Source organism: Vibrio echinoideorum (assembly GCF_024347455.1).
Classification (GTDB): domain Bacteria; phylum Pseudomonadota; class Gammaproteobacteria; order Enterobacterales; family Vibrionaceae; genus Vibrio; species Vibrio echinoideorum.
In genome coordinates this window covers 1,254,712-1,270,898 of the sequence record NZ_AP025483.1, presented here as the reverse complement: position 1 = coordinate 1,270,898, position 16,187 = coordinate 1,254,712, and the positions used below count along the sequence as shown (strand labels likewise).

Sequence of the window (16,187 nt, the reverse complement as noted above, 5' to 3'; positions counted from 1 at the left end):
CCATCACACATCTATTTTTTATTTCAGATAATCAATACCACCAAGAGTACTACAATGACTATTCAATCAACTTTGAACCCGATTGGTTCTTTACTCCTTCGCACTTTAGCGATGCCTTCTGATACCAATGCAGCAGGTCAAATATTCGGTGGTTGGATAATGTCTCAGCTTGACCTTGCTGGTGGCATACTGGCGAAAGAGATCTCTAACGGCAAGATCGTCACCGTTTCAGTATCGAGCATCCAGTTCAAACAACCCGTATCGGTTGGTGATGTAGTCTGTGTTTATGGCGACTGCACTAAGATTGGTCGTAGCTCGATGAATATCGACCTAGAAGTTTGGGTTAAGCCCGTACTTGATCACGGTATCGGCGATCGCTACAAGGTATGTGGTGCGACATTCAACTACGTCGCAGTTGATGAAAGTGGCAAACCTCGACCAGTTAAAAAATAGCACTTTTCACTAAGCAAACTTTTTGCTTTTCTATCGATACAAACGAATGCAACGGTCTTTAGCGACGGTAAATGAAATCACTAAAGACCATTCAACTCTCTAGCACCATTTCACAATTTCTTATCATTAGCCCTTCCAATACCAATTAGTTCGCGTAAATTAGCAAGATAGCGAATTTAAACGCCCCAAATTCAGTGAAGTAAAATAAGGATATCTCAATATGTGGTACGTGATTTTTTCTCAAGACGTCGAAAACTCATTAGAAAAACGACTAAGTGTTCGCCCACAACATCTAGAACGCCTACAAACACTTCACGATGAAGGCCGACTTTTAACTGCAGGTCCAATGCCAGCGATTGATTCAGATAACCCCGGCGAAGCTGGTTTCACTGGTTCTACTGTGATTGCTGAATTTAATTCTTTAGACGATGCACAAGCATGGGCAGACGCAGACCCGTACATTGCTGCTGGCGTCTACCAAAATGTGATTGTTAAACCATTCAAGAAAGTATTTTAACGTGAAAAAATGGATTATCGGTTCACTGGCCGCTGTTCTGCTTGCAGGCTGTAGCTCATCAAGTGAACAAGACAAACAAAGACAGCTAGAAATGATGGCGCAACATCGCGCTGGCGTTTTATCCGCAGGCCTGCCGATTGAGTATGGCCCGCTGTCGGTCATGCGCGTGCTGGCAAAGAACACGGTTATCGAAATCATGATGATCTACAACCAAGATGCAAAAGGTGCTAAGCCTTTAAATCAAGTTGTAGACATGAGTGTGAATAGCTACTGCACCAACTCTGAAGTAAGAGCAAACCTCGACATGGGCTTGGCTTACAACATCAAGATTCGCAACACTCGCGGACAATTGATCGTTGAGAAGCTGATCAGTAAAGAGACATGTCAAAGTAGCAGCTAGTTTCTAGCTCGAGATTCAAACAAGCACAGAACCAAAAGGCCTCGCACTGCGAGGCCTTTTTTGTGGTTCATCGTGGATTAGCGGGTAATCAAACCCTAGTGTTCGTTATACTAAAGCGTCTGCAGCTTCCCACTCTTTACGCAGTGTCTTAGTCGCCGACACAAGGTTTGTCAGTGCCGCTTCTGTTTCTGCCCAGTTACGCGTCTTTAGACCACAATCAGGGTTTGCCCACAAACGTTCTGCTGGGATTTTTTCTGCCGCTTTCTTTAGTAAATCAACAATCCACTCTTCTGAAGGAATGTTTGGTGAGTGAATGTCATAAACACCCGGTCCAATCGCATTCGGATAGTTAAACTCTTCAAACGCTTTCAGTAGCTCCATGTTCGAACGAGAAGTCTCTATGGTAATCACATCGGCATCTAGCGCAGCGACTGAGTCAATGATCTCGTTGAACTCGCTGTAACACATATGGGTATGGATCTGAGTTTCTGGCTTGGCACTCGCCGCTGAGATCTTAAAGGCATCAACCGCCCACTCTAGATATTCTGCGTGGTCGCGCTTTTTCAGTGGCAAACCTTCACGAATGGCAGGTTCATCAATTTGAATGATGTTGATGCCAGCGTCTTGTAAATCCGACACCTCATCACGCAGTGCAAACGCCAGTTGGTTAGTGATCTCTTTGCGTGAGATGTCTTCACGTGGGAATGTCCAACACAAGATAGTGACAGGCCCAGTGAGCATGCCTTTCATCTGCTTTGAAGTCAGAGATTGAGCATAGGTCGACCATTCCACCGTCATTGGTTTTTCACGTTCGATATCCGCAACCACAATCGCAGGTTTTACGCAGCGAGAACCATAGCTTTGTACCCAACCAAATTTGGTGGTTTGGAAGCCGGCTAGGTTTTCTGCAAAGTATTCCACCATGTCATTGCGCTCGGCTTCACCGTGCACAAGCACATCCAAATCGAGTGCTTCTTGACGTTTGACTGCATCCGCAATGTGACCTTTTAGTGCGGTGGTGTATTCCGCTTCACTCAATTGACCGGTTCGGTAGGCGCTACGTTGAACACGAATTTCACCGGTCTGTGGGAATGAACCAATGGTTGTGGTTGGTAACAGCGGTAAGCCGAGAACTTCAGACTGATGCGCCGCACGTTCTGCGTAAGGCGCACTTCGCTCAGCTAACGCTTTAGTGATGATATTGAGGCGAGCTTGAACTTGCGGCTTGTTGACATGAGTTGCGCTCTTACGAGCAACAATTGGTTGGCTGTAAGTCTCACACGCTAAAATGGCATTTTGATCGCCATCTAATGCAGCCCCCAATAAACTCACCTCGGTGACTTTCTGTTTCGCGAAAGCAAACCAACTCTTCACTTCTTCGCTGAGCGAATCTTCTAACTCCAAATCTACTGGGCTATGCAGCAGCGAACATGAACTTGCCACCCACAGTTTGTCTCCTAGCTTCTCTTTCACTGGCTGCAGTAGCTCTAGCTGCGTGGCCAAATCAGCACGCCATACATTGCGACCGTTAATCGCCCCTGCAGAAAGCACCCAATTTTGTGGCAATTTATTCACCACCTCATCAAGTTGCTGCGGTGCGGCAGCCAAGTCGATGTGTAAGCCGTTGACGGGCAGTTCCACGATCTTGTCTAACGTGTCAGTCACCGAATCAAAGTAAGTGGTCAGCAATAGTTTCACATCGCCTTGAATCACTTGATAAGCCAACTTGAATGAATCTGCCCACTTAGTCTCAAGTTCCAGAGATAGAATGGGCTCATCGATTTGCACCCACTCAACGCCCAACTTGGCGAGTTTTGCCAAAATCGCTTGGTAAGCAGTAAGCAAACGTGGAAGCAAGGTTAAGCGGTCAAAGCCCTCTTCCACTTCTTTGCCTAAGTACAAATATGACAGTGGGCCGAGAAGTACAGGCTTAACTTTGTGTCCTGCTTTTATCGCTTCGTTCACTTCGTCAAACAGCTGCGGCCAGCTCACTTCAAAGGTGTCGTCTTTACTGAACTCTGGAACAATGTAGTGGTAATTGGTGTTGAACCATTTCGTCATGTCGGAAGCAGCCGAACTGTCTTTAGTGCCATCATTAGACGTATGCGTACCACCGCAGCAAGTTGACTGAACTTGAGACTGACCGCGACCTACACGGAACAAGGTATCCAGATCTGGGAAGGCTTTTTCATCTTCAGAACCACCAGTATGACGTTTTGGTACATGACCTAGAAGTAGAGTCGTTGTTAGAACATGATCGTACCATGCGAAGTCACCCGCAGTTGCAAAGCTTAGATTCGCGTCAGCTTGTACATTCCAGTTACGATTTCTTAATTCGCTGCCGAGTTGCTTGAGCTCAGATTGATCGATATCACCGCGCCAGTATTTCTCGAGCGTGAATTTGAGTTCTCTTTTTTCGCCGATACGTGGGTAGCCAAGAATATGCGTTGTTGTCGTCATGAGTCTTTTCCTTATTCGATAATTTTAAATTCCGGTCAGACTGCCTTTGATGATTTCACTTTTCCAAAAAGGCGTCTGGATGGCTAAACTATCGCCTTAATCCGATCTATGGACAACGTCCAAATATTCATCTTGTTTATTAATAATATTCATCTTGAATCATCCAAAGATGAACAGTTTAAATCCATCTGGACATCTAGACGTTTACAAAAGATCAAAAACACCGTAGGGTGATTATTAAGAAATATTGAATTGGCTTAGGGAATATGAGGAATACTCATGATAGAGCTTAAACACCTTCGAACATTGACCACCTTGAGAGACAGCGGATCGTTAACAGCCACTGCGACCTCTCTTCACCTGACTCAGTCGGCGCTTTCTCATCAATTGAAAGACCTTGAAGCGCGTATTGGCGGTCAGCTTTTCCTACGAAAAACTAGGCCAGTGAAATTTACCTCTGAGGGTGAGATCTTGCTTAAGCTCGCGGATGAGATACAGCCAAAGATTGCTAAAGCAGAGAATGAGTTGGCGAGCCTAAAAGAGGATGTGAATGGCCGATTGCACATGGCGATCGAGTGTCACTCATGCTTCCAATGGCTAATGCCCGCGTTGAAAGAGTACCAAGTTGCTTGGCCAAGCGTGACCTTAGATTTCTCGTCAGGGTTCGGGTTTGAGCCTCTACCGGCATTGATGGCAGGTGAGTTAGATTTGGTGATCACCTCCGATATACAGCCCCGTTCTGAAGTTCACTACGAACCGCTTTTCGATTTTGAGATGCGCTTGATCACCGCGATCAACTCTCCTTTGGCCGAAAAGCCGAGTATTGAACCGCAAGATCTTAGTGATATTACGATGCTCTCTTATCCGGTTCAAAAGCAGCGTCTCGACGTAGTAAAACACTTTTTGCAACCCGCAGGCGTTGAACCAAAGAAATGGAAACAGGCAGACAACACATTAATGTTGGTACAAATGGTATCAGCTGGCTTAGGTGTCGCAGCATTACCAAACTGGGCGATCAGTGAATTTTCAAGGCAAGGACTCATTGCCAGCAAACCATTAGGCAAAGGGCTTTCAAGAAGGTTATTCGCAGCGGTAAGAAACTCAGAAAAAGACAAACGTTACCTACAAGCTTTCTTTAGCACGGCAAGACAGCAAAGTAAGAGTCACCTAGATGGCATTGAAGTCGTTTAAGAGGCGCGTTGTTGGGTTAGTTTATGCCAGCGTTGAACCAGATAGGAATGCGCCAGAAACAAAAAAGTCACAGATTATCTGTGACTTTCTTCTTTTAGCTTTAGTACCGACGATGGCGGTACTTGTTCATTCACGATACTGGCTCACAATCGATAACTAGTTCATTCTCGATAACTGGCTCACAATCGATAGCTGACTCACAATCGACAGAAGATGCGCCAGTTTGTTGCTTATCTTGGATAAGACTTAAACTGGTTAGTTAATGGGTCGTATTGATAGCCAAGCATATCAAGCTTACCTACAACACTTTCTATATCCATTTCATACATACTGATCAGCTCTTCAAAGCTATCGCATTCTAAGCGAAGTTTTTCATTCACGATTCCCAGCAAAATAATGCTTTCGAAACCTTTGACGTTGCTTAAATCCATCCCGTACTCCTAACGAACACACCGACTAGATTTAAGTTTAGAACGCTTACCAACACCACGCTAAAAAACAGATCACACTTTTTCGATTCAACACCAAAAGGCTTGTGAGATCAGTAACCGCCTACATCGCCCAAACTGGCGTTAAACCAACGGCCGCCACCAATAACATCAACAATGAAATAGTCAGCTGAAGCTTTTCAGGGGTTTTAACGAACAATAGATGCCAACACCACACTACGATAGCTGAGATTAGCAAAGCAAAGCTAAACAGTAGGGTTGAAATCATTGGCTCTAATTGAGCTTCAGACAGAGAATAAACATTTACGACCGTCGCCAAAACCACCAGCATGCCTGTTAATACGCCCACAACAGGCAGAACACGGTGAAATGCTTGTAAGCGTGTTCTCGCAATCGTCAGCAGTAAATGACCAAACGCAGACCCCAACAGTGCCACTAGCAGTAAAGTAGTAATAATACCGACGGTGGTTGCTTGCTCAGTCGCTTGAATAGCAACGTATGAAAGCGCCAAACCACACGCAAGGTACATCACCCAAATAGGACCAGAATCACGTGTCTTCTTGGTTTGAATTTGAGAATAGAAATAAAAGATCGCGAACACGACAAGAAACGCTTCAATTCTTAATGAAGCAACAGCAAGCCAAAGCACGCCAATCGCAGGTAACATCTTGTGAATACGGCCACGTTGTCCCGGGCAAATATCCCCTTTTACCAAAATGAGGGTTAAGATCAGTTGGGCTCCTAGTAGCATGGGAGCAAATTGTACTAATAATGATTCGACCATTGTGGATCTACTTCTTCAGACTTATTTTCGCGAATAATATCAAAAACTGCTGCGAACACTAATCAAAATCACAAATTAGCGACGTTATTCAAGGCTTCAACTATGCTGTTGTATGGTTCTTTTGTCAGCATTATCTGCAAAATGGCGAAAGACATCAGAACTAACAGGGGCATGTTCTACTGGCTAGTCTAGGCTCATGCCGCTATAATTCCCGCCTCAAAAATCAGAGGTTGAAATATGTACAGCGATATCACTCCTATTCACGAACACAAAAAATACTGGGCCGAGTGCTACGGAACAGCACCCTTTTTGCCTACCAGTAGAAAGGAGATGGATGCTCTTGGATGGGATAGCTGTGACATTATTATTGTAACTGGTGACGCTTATGTCGATCACCCGAGCTTTGGTATGGCTATCATTGGCCGTTTGCTTGAAGCTCAAGGTTTCCGCGTGGGCATCATTGCCCAACCAAAGTGGGACAGTAAAGATGCCTTTATGGAACTGGGTCGACCTAACCTATTCTTCGGCATCACTGCGGGTAACATGGATTCCATGATCAACCGCTACACCTCTGATCGCAAACTTCGTCACGACGATGCCTACACACCAAACAATGAAGGTGGTAAGCGTCCTGACCGTGCAACTCTGATTTATTCTCAACGTTGTCGTGAAGCTTACAAAGGCACACCAATCGTTCTTGGTGGTATTGAAGCAAGCTTACGTCGCGTAGCGCACTACGACTACTGGTCTGATAAAGTTCGTCGCTCTGTATTGTTTGATGCAAAAGCAGACATTCTTCTTTTCGGTAACGCTGAGCGTGCATTGGTTGAAGTGGCACACCGCATTGCCGATGGCGAAGACATGTCTACGCTGACCAATATCCGCGGTACTGCTATCAACTTACCTGCAGCGCCTGAAGGTTACAAAATTATTGATTCTTCTCGTATCGAAAAACCGAACAAAGCCTACGTTCCGGTTAACCCGTACGAAGTAGAAACGCAATGTGATACCAAGAAAGATGAAAAAGAAGAAGTAAAGGCGCAGCCAATTACTATTCGTCCTTCTCGTCACGATGCAAAAACAACCGCGGTTCGTATCCCTGGTTTCGAAAAGCTCAATAACGACCGTATTCTTTACGCTCACGCTAGCCGTATTCTGCACCTAGAGACCAACCCGTATTCAGGTCGTGCTCTTATTCAACGTCACGGTGACCGCGAACTATGGGTAAACCAAGCGCCAATTCCTCTTGCAACTGAAGAGATGGATTACGTGTTTGGCCTTGCGTACAAGCGTGTTCCGCACCCTATGTATGGCAAAGCAAAGATCCCTGCATACGACATGATTAAAACTTCGGTTAACATCATGCGTGGTTGTTTTGGTGGTTGTTCTTTCTGTTCAATCACAGAGCACGAAGGTCGTATCATTCAGAACCGTTCGAAAGAATCGATCTTGGATGAAATCGAAGACATTAAAGATAAAGTACCTGGCTTTACCGGTACCATTTCTGACTTGGGTGGACCAACGGCGAACATGTATCGTCTAGGTTGTTCTGATCCTAAAGCTGAAATTAACTGCCGTCGCCCATCATGTGTGTTCCCTAAAATCTGTGAAAAACTGAACACAGACCACCAGCACACCATTGACCTTTACCGCTCAGCGAGAAAGGTTCCGGGTATCAAGAAAGTAATGATCGCATCAGGCGTTCGTTATGACCTTGCGATTGAATCTCCAGAATACGTACGTGAGCTTGTGACTCACCACGTTGGTGGTTACTTGAAGATTGCTCCAGAGCACACTGAAAAAGGCCCTCTGGATCTGATGATGAAACCGGGCATGGGCACTTACGATCGTTTCAAAGAGATGTTCGAGAAGTACAGCGCTGAAGCCGGTAAGAAACAGTATCTAATTCCTTACTTCATCTCTGCTCACCCGGGCACGGAAGATGAAGACATGCTTAACCTTGCGTTGTGGCTGAAAAAGCATAACTACGAGTGTGACCAAGTACAGAACTTCTACCCATCGCCAATGTGTAATGCGACGTCGATGTACTACTCAGAGACTAACCCTCTGAAGCGTGTGAAATACAAAAAACGTGAAGATGTTCCAGTGCCTAAAGGTGATCGTCAACGTCGTCTGCATAAAGCATTGCTTCGTTACCACGATCCAGAAAACTGGAAGATCATCCGTGAAGCACTAATCAGCATGGGCAAAAAACACCTAATTGGTGACAAAGCGAACTGCTTAGTACCAGAAGAAGACTTTGAAGCTCTGACACCGGCACAGCGTCGTAAGTCTGGTCGTCATGGTTCACAACGTTTTGCAACTAAGCACAGTAAAGCTCAACCGGGTCTTGGCGGCGAAAGCCCACGTAACCATTCTAAGCCTGGTGGCAATAAGCCTAAGCCGGGTGGTAAGAAGCCAACAGGTAACCAAGGTAACGGCAATCAAGGCAACGGAAAGCAGAACGGTAATGGTAACGCGAATAAACCAGCGACCGGTTTCATCAAAAAAGCCCCTGCTAGCCAGCAATCGCAAGGCAATGGCGGCGGAAATGGCAAGCCAAACCGCAGCAAAGCAGGTAATGGTCAAGGTGGTAAACCTGCAAGTAACGGAAAAAATCGCCAGCGCGCAACACAGCGTTAATATAGCGAACCCATTTACTTGGTGATCATAAAAATACAAAGCGCAGCTATTTAGCTGCGCTTTTTTATGTCTGGAAGATTTTTAAATTGGTTTAAACCTATCAACCTATGAACGCTGCCATTGGTCGGGGTAATGGATAATGTCGTGAAAAACGGCTTTCTCTGAACCGATGTTTTTATAGCCATGGGGTTGTTCAGCATTAAAACGTACCGCTTGCCCTTGGCTTAATTCATGCCAACTGTCATCGAAGAACACCGCTATTCGACCTGAAATACACAATATATGCTCAATCACTCCGGCATTGTGCGGCTCAGAAAAGTGCTCATAGTTTTCTGCTAATCCCAGCTCATACACTTCAAAGCCTACAGAGGCTTCAAACGGAAAAACAACACTAACCGTAAAGCCCTCATTCAGGCTTTCATCACGTAATTCATTCGCGTCTCGGAACAAACTCACCAACACATTACTGGAGCAAGACAAAATCAAACTCGAGAATGAAACGTTCAAACCAGTGGCAATTTGCCATAGCTTCGCGACGGTTGGGCTCGATTCACCACGTTCAATTTGCCCTAACATCGCTTTACTGACACCGGTCGCTTTGGCAGTCGCGTCGAGGCTCCAGCCTTTCTCTTTACGAATCCGTTTTAGGTTGTGGCTGACTTGCACATCGTTTTGGTCACTCAAACTCTCTTTTACATTAAAGCGAGTTTCCACATTCATGTTCTTCGGCATGTTTTCGTTCATCTACCTATTTAAGTTTGCTCGTGCTTAACCTTATCGCGAACAAAATTTAAACAAATAACACTTGTGCGCTATAACGCACAAATGCTAAGTTAAGTTCTATGTATGTTATAACGCACAACGAGAGTGGTTAGTATGGGTCAGGTTAAGTTTTCTCACATCAGTACTGGTTTTATTGCGGTATTTATCGGTTATGCGAGTGCGGCAGCGATCATCTTCCAAGCGGCGACCAGTGCAGGAGCCAGCCAGCAGCAGATTGCTTCGTGGTTTTGGGCGCTCGGAATTGGCATGGGCGTGTCGACGATTCTACTATCGTGGAAATACAAGCAACCGATAGTGACGGCATGGTCTACGCCGGGCGCTGCGCTACTTATCACCTCATTGGATGGGCTCACCGTAGAACAAGCCGTCGCTATCTTCCTATTTAGCTCACTGCTGATCACTATTACGGGTCTAACTGGCATCTTTGATACGCTGCTTAAACGAATACCCACATCGATTGCGTCCGCGATGCTGGCTGGTGTGTTGTGGATGTTTGGAATTGGAATTTTCACCTCTCTGTCCCAAGAGGCGATTATCATCGGTACCATGTTAGCCGCGTATATTTTTGCGAAGCCTAAGTTTGGTAATTTGTTGATTCCTTTTATCTTACTGCTTGCCGTCATAATGAGTGGCGTTGCTGGAAAGCTCGATTTGTCAGATGTGGATTTAACGCTGACTCAACCGATGTTCATCACCCCAGATTTTGATTTGGCGTCTCTGTTGAGTGTCGGTATTCCGTTATTTGTTGTGACAATGGCATCACAAAACCTGCCAGGGTTCGCCGTATTGAAAGCCAATGGTTATAACCCACCAGCGTCACGAATTATTACCACAACAGGCGTTACCGGTTTATTGCTCGCGCCTTTTGGTGGCTTTGCCTTTAACTTGGCAGCGCTGACAGGGGCAATATGCATGAGCCCAAACGCCGACCCAAACCCGAAAAGTCGTTACAAAGCAGCACTCGCGATGGGTGGTTTCTATTTGTTGGCGGGGGTATTAGGCACAACCTTTGTTTCTCTATTTTCATCAGTTCCGCAAGCCATCATTATTACCATTGCAGGGCTAGCCTTGTTACCAATACTTGCCAACAGCCTGACAACGGCTCTTGCTGATGACACACATAGAGAAGCAGCGTTGCTCACCTTTTTGCTAACCGCATCTGGGATTAACTTCGCCGGAGTCGGCAGCGCATTTTGGGGGCTGTGTTTGGGCTTAGTCTGTTACGCGATAAAGAATTGGCAGTTAAGAGCGGTTCAAACAAAGCTGGAACAACCTAAACAAGCCAAAGAAGGCAAAGGACATACTTAGAATTACCAATCATCTCGGACAAGCGATGTAAACAAAAAGGCAAGTCATTGGATGACTTGCCTTTTTGTTTACATCTAACGGGCAAAGACCCAATACTGACTAAACAGATAGTTAGTCACCATACCAACCAAAATACCAACGGCCATTGCGATAAACACAGCGCCAGCAAACGTAGGCAGTAATTCCGTCATCAGCTTAAAGCACAGCAAATTAGGTACCGCCGATATCGACGCTGAGAAAATGAATTTCTGCCACTGAATCAGTTTTTCAGACCAACTACCCAGCCCCTTAAACCCAAAGGTCAGTACGCGATTACCAAACCACGTTGTCGTTGCAGCAGCAATGAAGGAGCCAATTCGCGCAGTCATTAAAGGTAACCCAATAACGTAATGCAGCAATGTAAACACAAGGCAATCAACAACAAACCCGCCAGCACCAACCACTGCAAACCGAACCATCTTGTGATGGGACTGTAGCCTTTGACTGTGTTTCTGAAGCTTGTTATTGATCATTCGCAGCCCTGAGTTAACGCTGAACATCACTTTCACTTCGAATGTGGCTCAACGACAAATTTGGTTTGATGTTTTGGCTATGACAACTAAACAAAGCGCGCTTTATTTTCACCGTTGGTTCCAAAATACAGGTTAACGCGTTGTCTTTAATCTTGGTTTCTACTTCCGCTCTTTTACCAATCAAATAGAACTTGTCGATACCGTCAAGTTGTTCGATATCAAGCAGTTTTTTTGCTTGTCCGCGGCTGTAAAACTGCCCAGAGAACGGTCGTTTACCGACATAAAAACTTGGCGATGAATCGGTGATCTGTTCAAAGATGATACGGTCACTTTTCTCATTCGCTTTACCTAAGTTCAAGTAAACCATCGCTATCATCAGCAACACTGGAAGAACCAAGGCCACGCTCGAGAACCACTTCTTATCTTTTTCTATTACGAGTATAGCAACCAACAAACCAAGAGCTGGAATACCCGGTAGGACGTACGCTGGGAGAATGTTACCCGCCATAGTGAAAAGGATCAGAGGCGAAATAAGCCAGCACACAAGGAATGAAAACAAGCCGCGATTTTCAGTATTAATTTCTACAATTTTCTTACGTCGAGCAAACGCTAGTATAGGTAATACAATCGACCAAGGCGCAGCGGCTTGAATCCAGAACACCCAGATCATACCTCGTGCTTGGTCATGAGCAGAACCGTACAGATCGCCTTCCCAGCCACTCACAACAAAACGTTTAAAGTGCTCACCAACAATAAAGTAATCAATGAAACCTGGTGTTGCCATCTCAGCCATGATGTACCACGGTAAAGCGATCGCTAGCATCACACCTAAGCCAGACAATAATGGAAAACGTTGCCAAAGAACTTTAAACGCACCCAAAAATCCGTGTTGCAATATCAACCAAGGAAAAACCGCAATACCCATAATCACAATTGCGACAGGTCCTTTTGCAAGCAGACCTAACGCTAATCCAACAAAACCAACATAACCCCAAGCTCTATTGGTTTTCGCTCTTCCTTCAGCTTTCTCTTGCCCTCTCCAACACAAATAGAAACCGAGCATAGCGATGGTCATAGCCAATGTTAATGCGATGTCTGTCATCACAGCGCCCGCGGCAATTGAGAAAATACCGCATGTCGCCAACACTACCGCAGCGACCAACGCGCTTTGCCCGGTTCGCTTCGCCATGTAAGCCGTTAACAAAATCGTTGCTACACCGGCTAACCAATGTGGCGCGCGAACGGCAAACTCACTCAAGCCAAACAGCTCAATACCAATAGCGCTCATCCACGTAAACAACGGTGGCTTACCCCAAAAAGGAATACCGTAATCAAACTGCGGTGTTAACCAATTCCCAGTTTCGACCATCAAACGAGCCATTTCGCCATAGCGAGCTTCAGTGGTATCCATTAATGGATAAGTCGCCAGAGATAAAAGCCTTAGAACCAGTGCAAAAGCCAATAAATACCATAGATGCGTTCTGTTCAGGCTCATGCAGACTCCTCTAATTTAAAATGCGTTTTGAGCGCAGGCGTATCGACTACAGATTGGATCAAATACAAAGGACGATTCTTAGTTTCGATGAAAATACGGCCTATGTATTCCCCCATTAAACCAATACTTAAAAGTTGTATGCCGCCAAGGGCAAGTTGTACGACCATCATTGACGGATAGCCCGTGATTGGCTCACCAAACATCATGGTTTTGAATACGATAACCATGCCATACAAAAAAGCAGTGAGCGCTACTAGGCCACCCAGTACTGTAGCGATGCGCAGCGGGCGAATCGAAAATGAGGTAATTCCATCCATTGCCAACCCAACCAACTTCAAGTAATTCCACTTAGTCTCACCACAAAAGCGAGCATCGCGCTTAAATTGGATCGTTGCTTGTCTGAAACCTGGCCATGAAAAAATACCCTTCATATAGCGGTTACGTTCTGGAAGTTGATTGATATGATCGACAACTTCTCGGCTCAATAATCGGAAATCACCGACATTTTCAGGAACATCGATCTTTGCAGCCATATTCATTACTTTATAGAAGCTTGCTGCTGAAAATTTCTTAAACCAAGTTTCGCCGTCACGTTGACTGCGCTGCATATTGACCACGTCAAAACCTTCACGCCACTTGGCAACCATTTGTGGGATAAGCTCCGGCGGATCTTGCAGGTCTGCATCTAAAAGGATCACCGCTTGTCCGCGGCAATGCTCAAGGCCAGCGCTCATCGCTGACTCTTTACCAAAATTACGGCTTAAGCCAATCACTGAAATCGAGCTGTTGATTGAAGTAAATGAGCTGACCAAATCTAAACTGTTGTCTTTGCTTCCATCATCGACATAAATGATTTCACTGGTGATAGGCGAACTATCGAGAACCTTAGTTAAGCGAGAATGGAACTCTTCCAAAACCTCTTGCTCATCGTAAAACGGCACAATAATAGACAAAGAGACGGCAGGATTAATTTGCGATGTGGAGACTTTAGGGCGGCTTATATGAAGTTCAGACATAATACATTCTTCTATTTTTTAATCTGAAGCCAATCTACCCGCACATAAGTGAAAGTTATGTTGTTGACATATTTTTCACGCTCACTCAGGATGTTATGTTGTTGACATATTTTTCACGCTCACTCAGGATAATGTTACTGTCTATTTCTGTATGAGAATCAAAATGAAACGAGTTCTATTAGTCGAAGATAACCGTGAAATTGCGGGTGTCTTGTTTGATTATTTTGAGTGTATTGGCATGGAACTCGATTATGCGGACAACGGTGAACTTGGCCTACAACTCGCATTAGAAAACTCATTTGATATCATCATATTAGACTTAATGCTGCCACGAATGGACGGCCTCACTGTTTGTAATAAACTGCGAGACCAAGGTATTGCTACACCTATTTTGATGCTGACCGCCTTAGATAGCCGCGAAGATATGCTGAAAGGCTTTGAACATGGTGCCGATGATTATCTCACCAAACCTTTTGACTTAGATATCTTAGAAGCGAGAATGAAGGCGCTCGTTCGTCGTTACCGTGGAAAAGTGGCTTCTTCTAAACTTCAGTTTGATGAACTCACAATTGACCAAAAAACCCGTAAAGCTTACCGCCAAGACAAGCTACTCGCGCTGAACCCCACCACTTACACCATACTTGAGATGCTGTGTCAAAAAGCACCTGAAGTAGTGACTCGCGAAGATATCTCATACAAGCTGTGGGAAGAAGACGAACCCAATAATGATGTGTTACGCAGTCACATCTATCAATTGCGTAATCAACTCGACAAGCCTTTTGACACTCAGATGTTAATTACTGTTCCTAAGGTCGGTTTCCGTTTGGAGCCAACCCGTTGATTCTAAATGTACTCACCAGCACCAAAACCTTGACGGGTCGCTTAGCGGTATTCTTTGGAATAATGGCTGTGATTGTCTCAGCTTTTGTCTACGTGGTTTTTGTGTCAGCGCTGTACTTATCAGAAGACCGCGTGGGTGAAAGACGTATCCTGATTGACCGAAACTATGCTGTAGAAATCTTTCAATCAGGAAAAAGTGGAGAGCTGCGCATTGACGGTTTGACGATGGCCTATAACGATCTATCTCATGTACCAAAAAGCTACCTGCAATATATAAAGGGCAAAGAGAGCTTTCTTGGTGAGGTCGGCGATGAACCCGAATCCCGAATGATGTATGCCGGTGAATACTCCCATGGCGGAAATACCTACCCTATAATCCTTTTATCTGAAATAGATCGCGTCGAATTTGATAACTATGAACTGATGCACGCGACTACTTTTGTTTTAACTCTGCTTTCGATTCTAATATTCAGTTTTGGTGCCTTACTTTATCGGTTATCGAAACGACTCATAGAGCCTTTCAACTCACTTTCGGAACAACTCGAGACAAATAAATTAAACCTAGGTGAAGAGTTCGGGGTAAACGACGACGCTGCGGTTGAATTTCGTCAACTGACAGATCAACTCAATCAGTATCACCGAGAAATCAATTCTTTGATCAAGCGTGAACAAGCTTTTGCTCGCTACTCAAGTCATGAGTTAAGAACACCACTGACGGTTGTGCGCGGTGCAAACAAGCTGTTATTGAGAAGCGAAACGACTGAGTTTCAATCTCGTCAAGTTGAGCGTATAGATGATGCAATTGTTCAGATGTCTGCAATGGTCGATGCCTTACTTGGCCTCGTGCGTTATGAAAGAAACAGTGATGACGCGCCGTTACGTTTGTTTACCCAACAAGAATTAGAGGGCATCATTTCGAAAAACTCGTTACAGGCAGATGACAAAGAAGTAGAGATCTCTTTACAGGTTCAATCAGAACCAACCATTCAAGCCACCAGCGCTATTATGAACATGTTGATTGGTAATTTATTAAGGAATGCGATTGCTGCGACCAATAGTGGCACTGTAACCATCACCCTCTCCCAAGACAACCTTGTGATTGAAGACCAAGGCGAAGGCCTTCAGGAACAGTACAATCCAAATGGTCATGGATTAGGTCTATTGATTGTCGAAGACCTATGTCAACGCTTCGATTGGAACTTTCAGTTATTCAATCGCAGCTGTGGTGGGTGCACCGCGAAAATCGCCTTTCAAACCGATTCCCCCTTGTCCATACCAGAGCAAATAAACTCGTAGTACTAGGCTCAATATCCACCGAAAACTTGATTTAGTTGGT

The 16,187-nt window shown here is 45.0% G+C and carries 15 protein-coding genes; 8 read left to right on the top strand and 7 right to left on the bottom strand.

Annotated elements, in window-relative coordinates:
- Positions 1–54: 54 nt before the first annotated feature.
- The 3 genes from yciA (at position 55) to gspS2 (ending at position 1,370) form a co-directional block, all read left to right on the top strand.
- The gene (yciA, locus tag OCV36_RS05845; protein ID WP_017076386.1) at positions 55–453 is read left to right on the top strand and encodes an acyl-CoA thioester hydrolase YciA; all 399 of its coding nucleotides are present in this window, start codon (positions 55–57) and stop codon (positions 451–453) included.
- Positions 454–673: 220 nt separating this feature from the next.
- The gene (locus OCV36_RS05840) at positions 674–970 is read left to right on the top strand and encodes a YciI family protein (RefSeq protein ID WP_004736512.1); all 297 of its coding nucleotides are present in this window, start codon (positions 674–676) and stop codon (positions 968–970) included.
- A gap of 1 nt (position 971) precedes the next feature.
- Positions 972–1,370 (top strand): GspS/AspS pilotin family protein, encoded by a 399-nt coding sequence (gspS2, locus tag OCV36_RS05835; protein WP_029225239.1) that lies wholly within the window; start codon positions 972–974, stop codon positions 1,368–1,370.
- A gap of 105 nt (positions 1,371–1,475) precedes the next feature.
- Here gspS2 and metE read toward each other — a convergent pair whose 3' ends face one another.
- Positions 1,476–3,830 carry a 5-methyltetrahydropteroyltriglutamate--homocysteine S-methyltransferase gene (gene metE / locus OCV36_RS05830; RefSeq protein WP_135454655.1) on the bottom strand — a complete coding sequence of 785 codons (2,355 nt, stop codon included), beginning with the start codon at positions 3,828–3,830 and terminating at the stop codon, positions 1,476–1,478.
- Positions 3,831–4,109: 279 nt separating this feature from the next.
- On the opposite strand from metE, the gene OCV36_RS05825 reads away from it, so the two are divergent.
- Positions 4,110–5,021: a LysR substrate-binding domain-containing protein gene (locus tag OCV36_RS05825; protein WP_004736509.1), complete on the top strand. Its 912-nt coding sequence runs from the start codon at positions 4,110–4,112 to the stop codon at positions 5,019–5,021.
- A gap of 230 nt (positions 5,022–5,251) precedes the next feature.
- Here OCV36_RS05825 and OCV36_RS05820 read toward each other — a convergent pair whose 3' ends face one another.
- Positions 5,252–5,452, bottom strand: coding sequence for a DUF4250 domain-containing protein (locus OCV36_RS05820; protein WP_135454653.1), 201 nt, complete (start codon positions 5,450–5,452; stop codon positions 5,252–5,254).
- Between the two features lie 121 nt (positions 5,453–5,573).
- Positions 5,574–6,254: a hypothetical protein gene (locus OCV36_RS05815; protein WP_135454651.1), complete on the bottom strand. Its 681-nt coding sequence runs from the start codon at positions 6,252–6,254 to the stop codon at positions 5,574–5,576.
- Between the two features lie 330 nt (positions 6,255–6,584).
- Here OCV36_RS05815 and OCV36_RS05810 point away from each other — a divergent pair, with 330 nt between their 5' ends.
- Positions 6,585–8,897, top strand: a complete 2,313-nt coding sequence (locus tag OCV36_RS05810; RefSeq protein ID WP_245300896.1) for a YgiQ family radical SAM protein — start codon at positions 6,585–6,587, stop codon at positions 8,895–8,897.
- A 105-nt stretch (positions 8,898–9,002) separates the two neighbouring features.
- On the opposite strand, the gene OCV36_RS05805 is transcribed toward OCV36_RS05810, so the two are convergent.
- Positions 9,003–9,641: a helix-turn-helix domain-containing protein gene (locus tag OCV36_RS05805; RefSeq protein WP_135454647.1), complete on the bottom strand. Its 639-nt coding sequence runs from the start codon at positions 9,639–9,641 to the stop codon at positions 9,003–9,005.
- A 132-nt stretch (positions 9,642–9,773) separates the two neighbouring features.
- On the opposite strand from OCV36_RS05805, the gene OCV36_RS05800 reads away from it, so the two are divergent.
- The gene (locus tag OCV36_RS05800) at positions 9,774–10,988 is read left to right on the top strand and encodes a benzoate/H(+) symporter BenE family transporter (protein ID WP_135454645.1); all 1,215 of its coding nucleotides are present in this window, start codon (positions 9,774–9,776) and stop codon (positions 10,986–10,988) included.
- Positions 10,989–11,062: 74 nt separating this feature from the next.
- Here OCV36_RS05800 and OCV36_RS05795 read toward each other — a convergent pair whose 3' ends face one another.
- Genes OCV36_RS05795 through OCV36_RS05785 form a run of 3 tightly spaced genes read right to left on the bottom strand, consistent with a single transcriptional unit; the run spans position 11,063 to position 14,011 of the window.
- Positions 11,063–11,527 carry a GtrA family protein gene (locus OCV36_RS05795; protein WP_135454643.1) on the bottom strand — a complete coding sequence of 155 codons (465 nt, stop codon included), beginning with the start codon at positions 11,525–11,527 and terminating at the stop codon, positions 11,063–11,065.
- A complete protein-coding gene (locus OCV36_RS05790; protein ID WP_135454641.1) occupies positions 11,514–12,995 on the bottom strand; it encodes an ArnT family glycosyltransferase in 1,482 nt (493 codons plus the stop codon). Before OCV36_RS05790 ends, OCV36_RS05795 begins: the two co-directional genes overlap by 14 nt.
- Complete coding sequence (locus OCV36_RS05785; protein ID WP_017076397.1) at positions 12,992–14,011, bottom strand: glycosyltransferase family 2 protein; 1,020 nt, start codon at positions 14,009–14,011, stop codon at positions 12,992–12,994. Before OCV36_RS05785 ends, OCV36_RS05790 begins: the two co-directional genes overlap by 4 nt.
- 163 nt (positions 14,012–14,174) lie before the next feature.
- Between OCV36_RS05785 and OCV36_RS05780 the strand changes: the two genes are divergently transcribed.
- Both OCV36_RS05780 and OCV36_RS05775 read left to right on the top strand, forming a co-directional pair.
- Complete coding sequence (locus OCV36_RS05780; protein WP_029225242.1) at positions 14,175–14,852, top strand: response regulator transcription factor; 678 nt, start codon at positions 14,175–14,177, stop codon at positions 14,850–14,852.
- Positions 14,849–16,147: a sensor histidine kinase gene (locus OCV36_RS05775; protein WP_135454639.1), complete on the top strand. Its 1,299-nt coding sequence runs from the start codon at positions 14,849–14,851 to the stop codon at positions 16,145–16,147. Before OCV36_RS05780 ends, OCV36_RS05775 begins: the two co-directional genes overlap by 4 nt.
- Positions 16,148–16,187: the final 40 nt, after the last annotated feature.

What these genes read in the sequence shown, in the direction of transcription:
- OCV36_RS05815 (WP_135454651.1), bottom strand. Translation starts at nt 6,254, where the DNA reads ATGGTCGAATCATTATTAGTACAATTTGCTCCCATGCTACTAGGAGCC.
- OCV36_RS05805 (WP_135454647.1), bottom strand. Translation starts at nt 9,641, where the DNA reads ATGAACGAAAACATGCCGAAGAACATGAATGTGGAAACTCGCTTTAAT.
- OCV36_RS05825 (WP_004736509.1), top strand. Translation starts at nt 4,110, where the DNA reads ATGATAGAGCTTAAACACCTTCGAACATTGACCACCTTGAGAGACAGC.
- OCV36_RS05820 (WP_135454653.1), bottom strand. Translation starts at nt 5,452, where the DNA reads ATGGATTTAAGCAACGTCAAAGGTTTCGAAAGCATTATTTTGCTGGGA.
- OCV36_RS05790 (WP_135454641.1), bottom strand. Translation starts at nt 12,995, where the DNA reads ATGAGCCTGAACAGAACGCATCTATGGTATTTATTGGCTTTTGCACTG.
- yciA (WP_017076386.1), top strand. Translation starts at nt 55, where the DNA reads ATGACTATTCAATCAACTTTGAACCCGATTGGTTCTTTACTCCTTCGC.
- OCV36_RS05780 (WP_029225242.1), top strand. Translation starts at nt 14,175, where the DNA reads ATGAAACGAGTTCTATTAGTCGAAGATAACCGTGAAATTGCGGGTGTC.
- OCV36_RS05810 (WP_245300896.1), top strand. Translation starts at nt 6,585, where the DNA reads ATGGATGCTCTTGGATGGGATAGCTGTGACATTATTATTGTAACTGGT.
- OCV36_RS05800 (WP_135454645.1), top strand. Translation starts at nt 9,774, where the DNA reads ATGGGTCAGGTTAAGTTTTCTCACATCAGTACTGGTTTTATTGCGGTA.
- metE (WP_135454655.1), bottom strand. Translation starts at nt 3,830, where the DNA reads ATGACGACAACAACGCATATTCTTGGCTACCCACGTATCGGCGAAAAA.
- OCV36_RS05785 (WP_017076397.1), bottom strand. Translation starts at nt 14,011, where the DNA reads ATGTCTGAACTTCATATAAGCCGCCCTAAAGTCTCCACATCGCAAATT.
- OCV36_RS05840 (WP_004736512.1), top strand. Translation starts at nt 674, where the DNA reads ATGTGGTACGTGATTTTTTCTCAAGACGTCGAAAACTCATTAGAAAAA.
- OCV36_RS05795 (WP_135454643.1), bottom strand. Translation starts at nt 11,527, where the DNA reads ATGTTCAGCGTTAACTCAGGGCTGCGAATGATCAATAACAAGCTTCAG.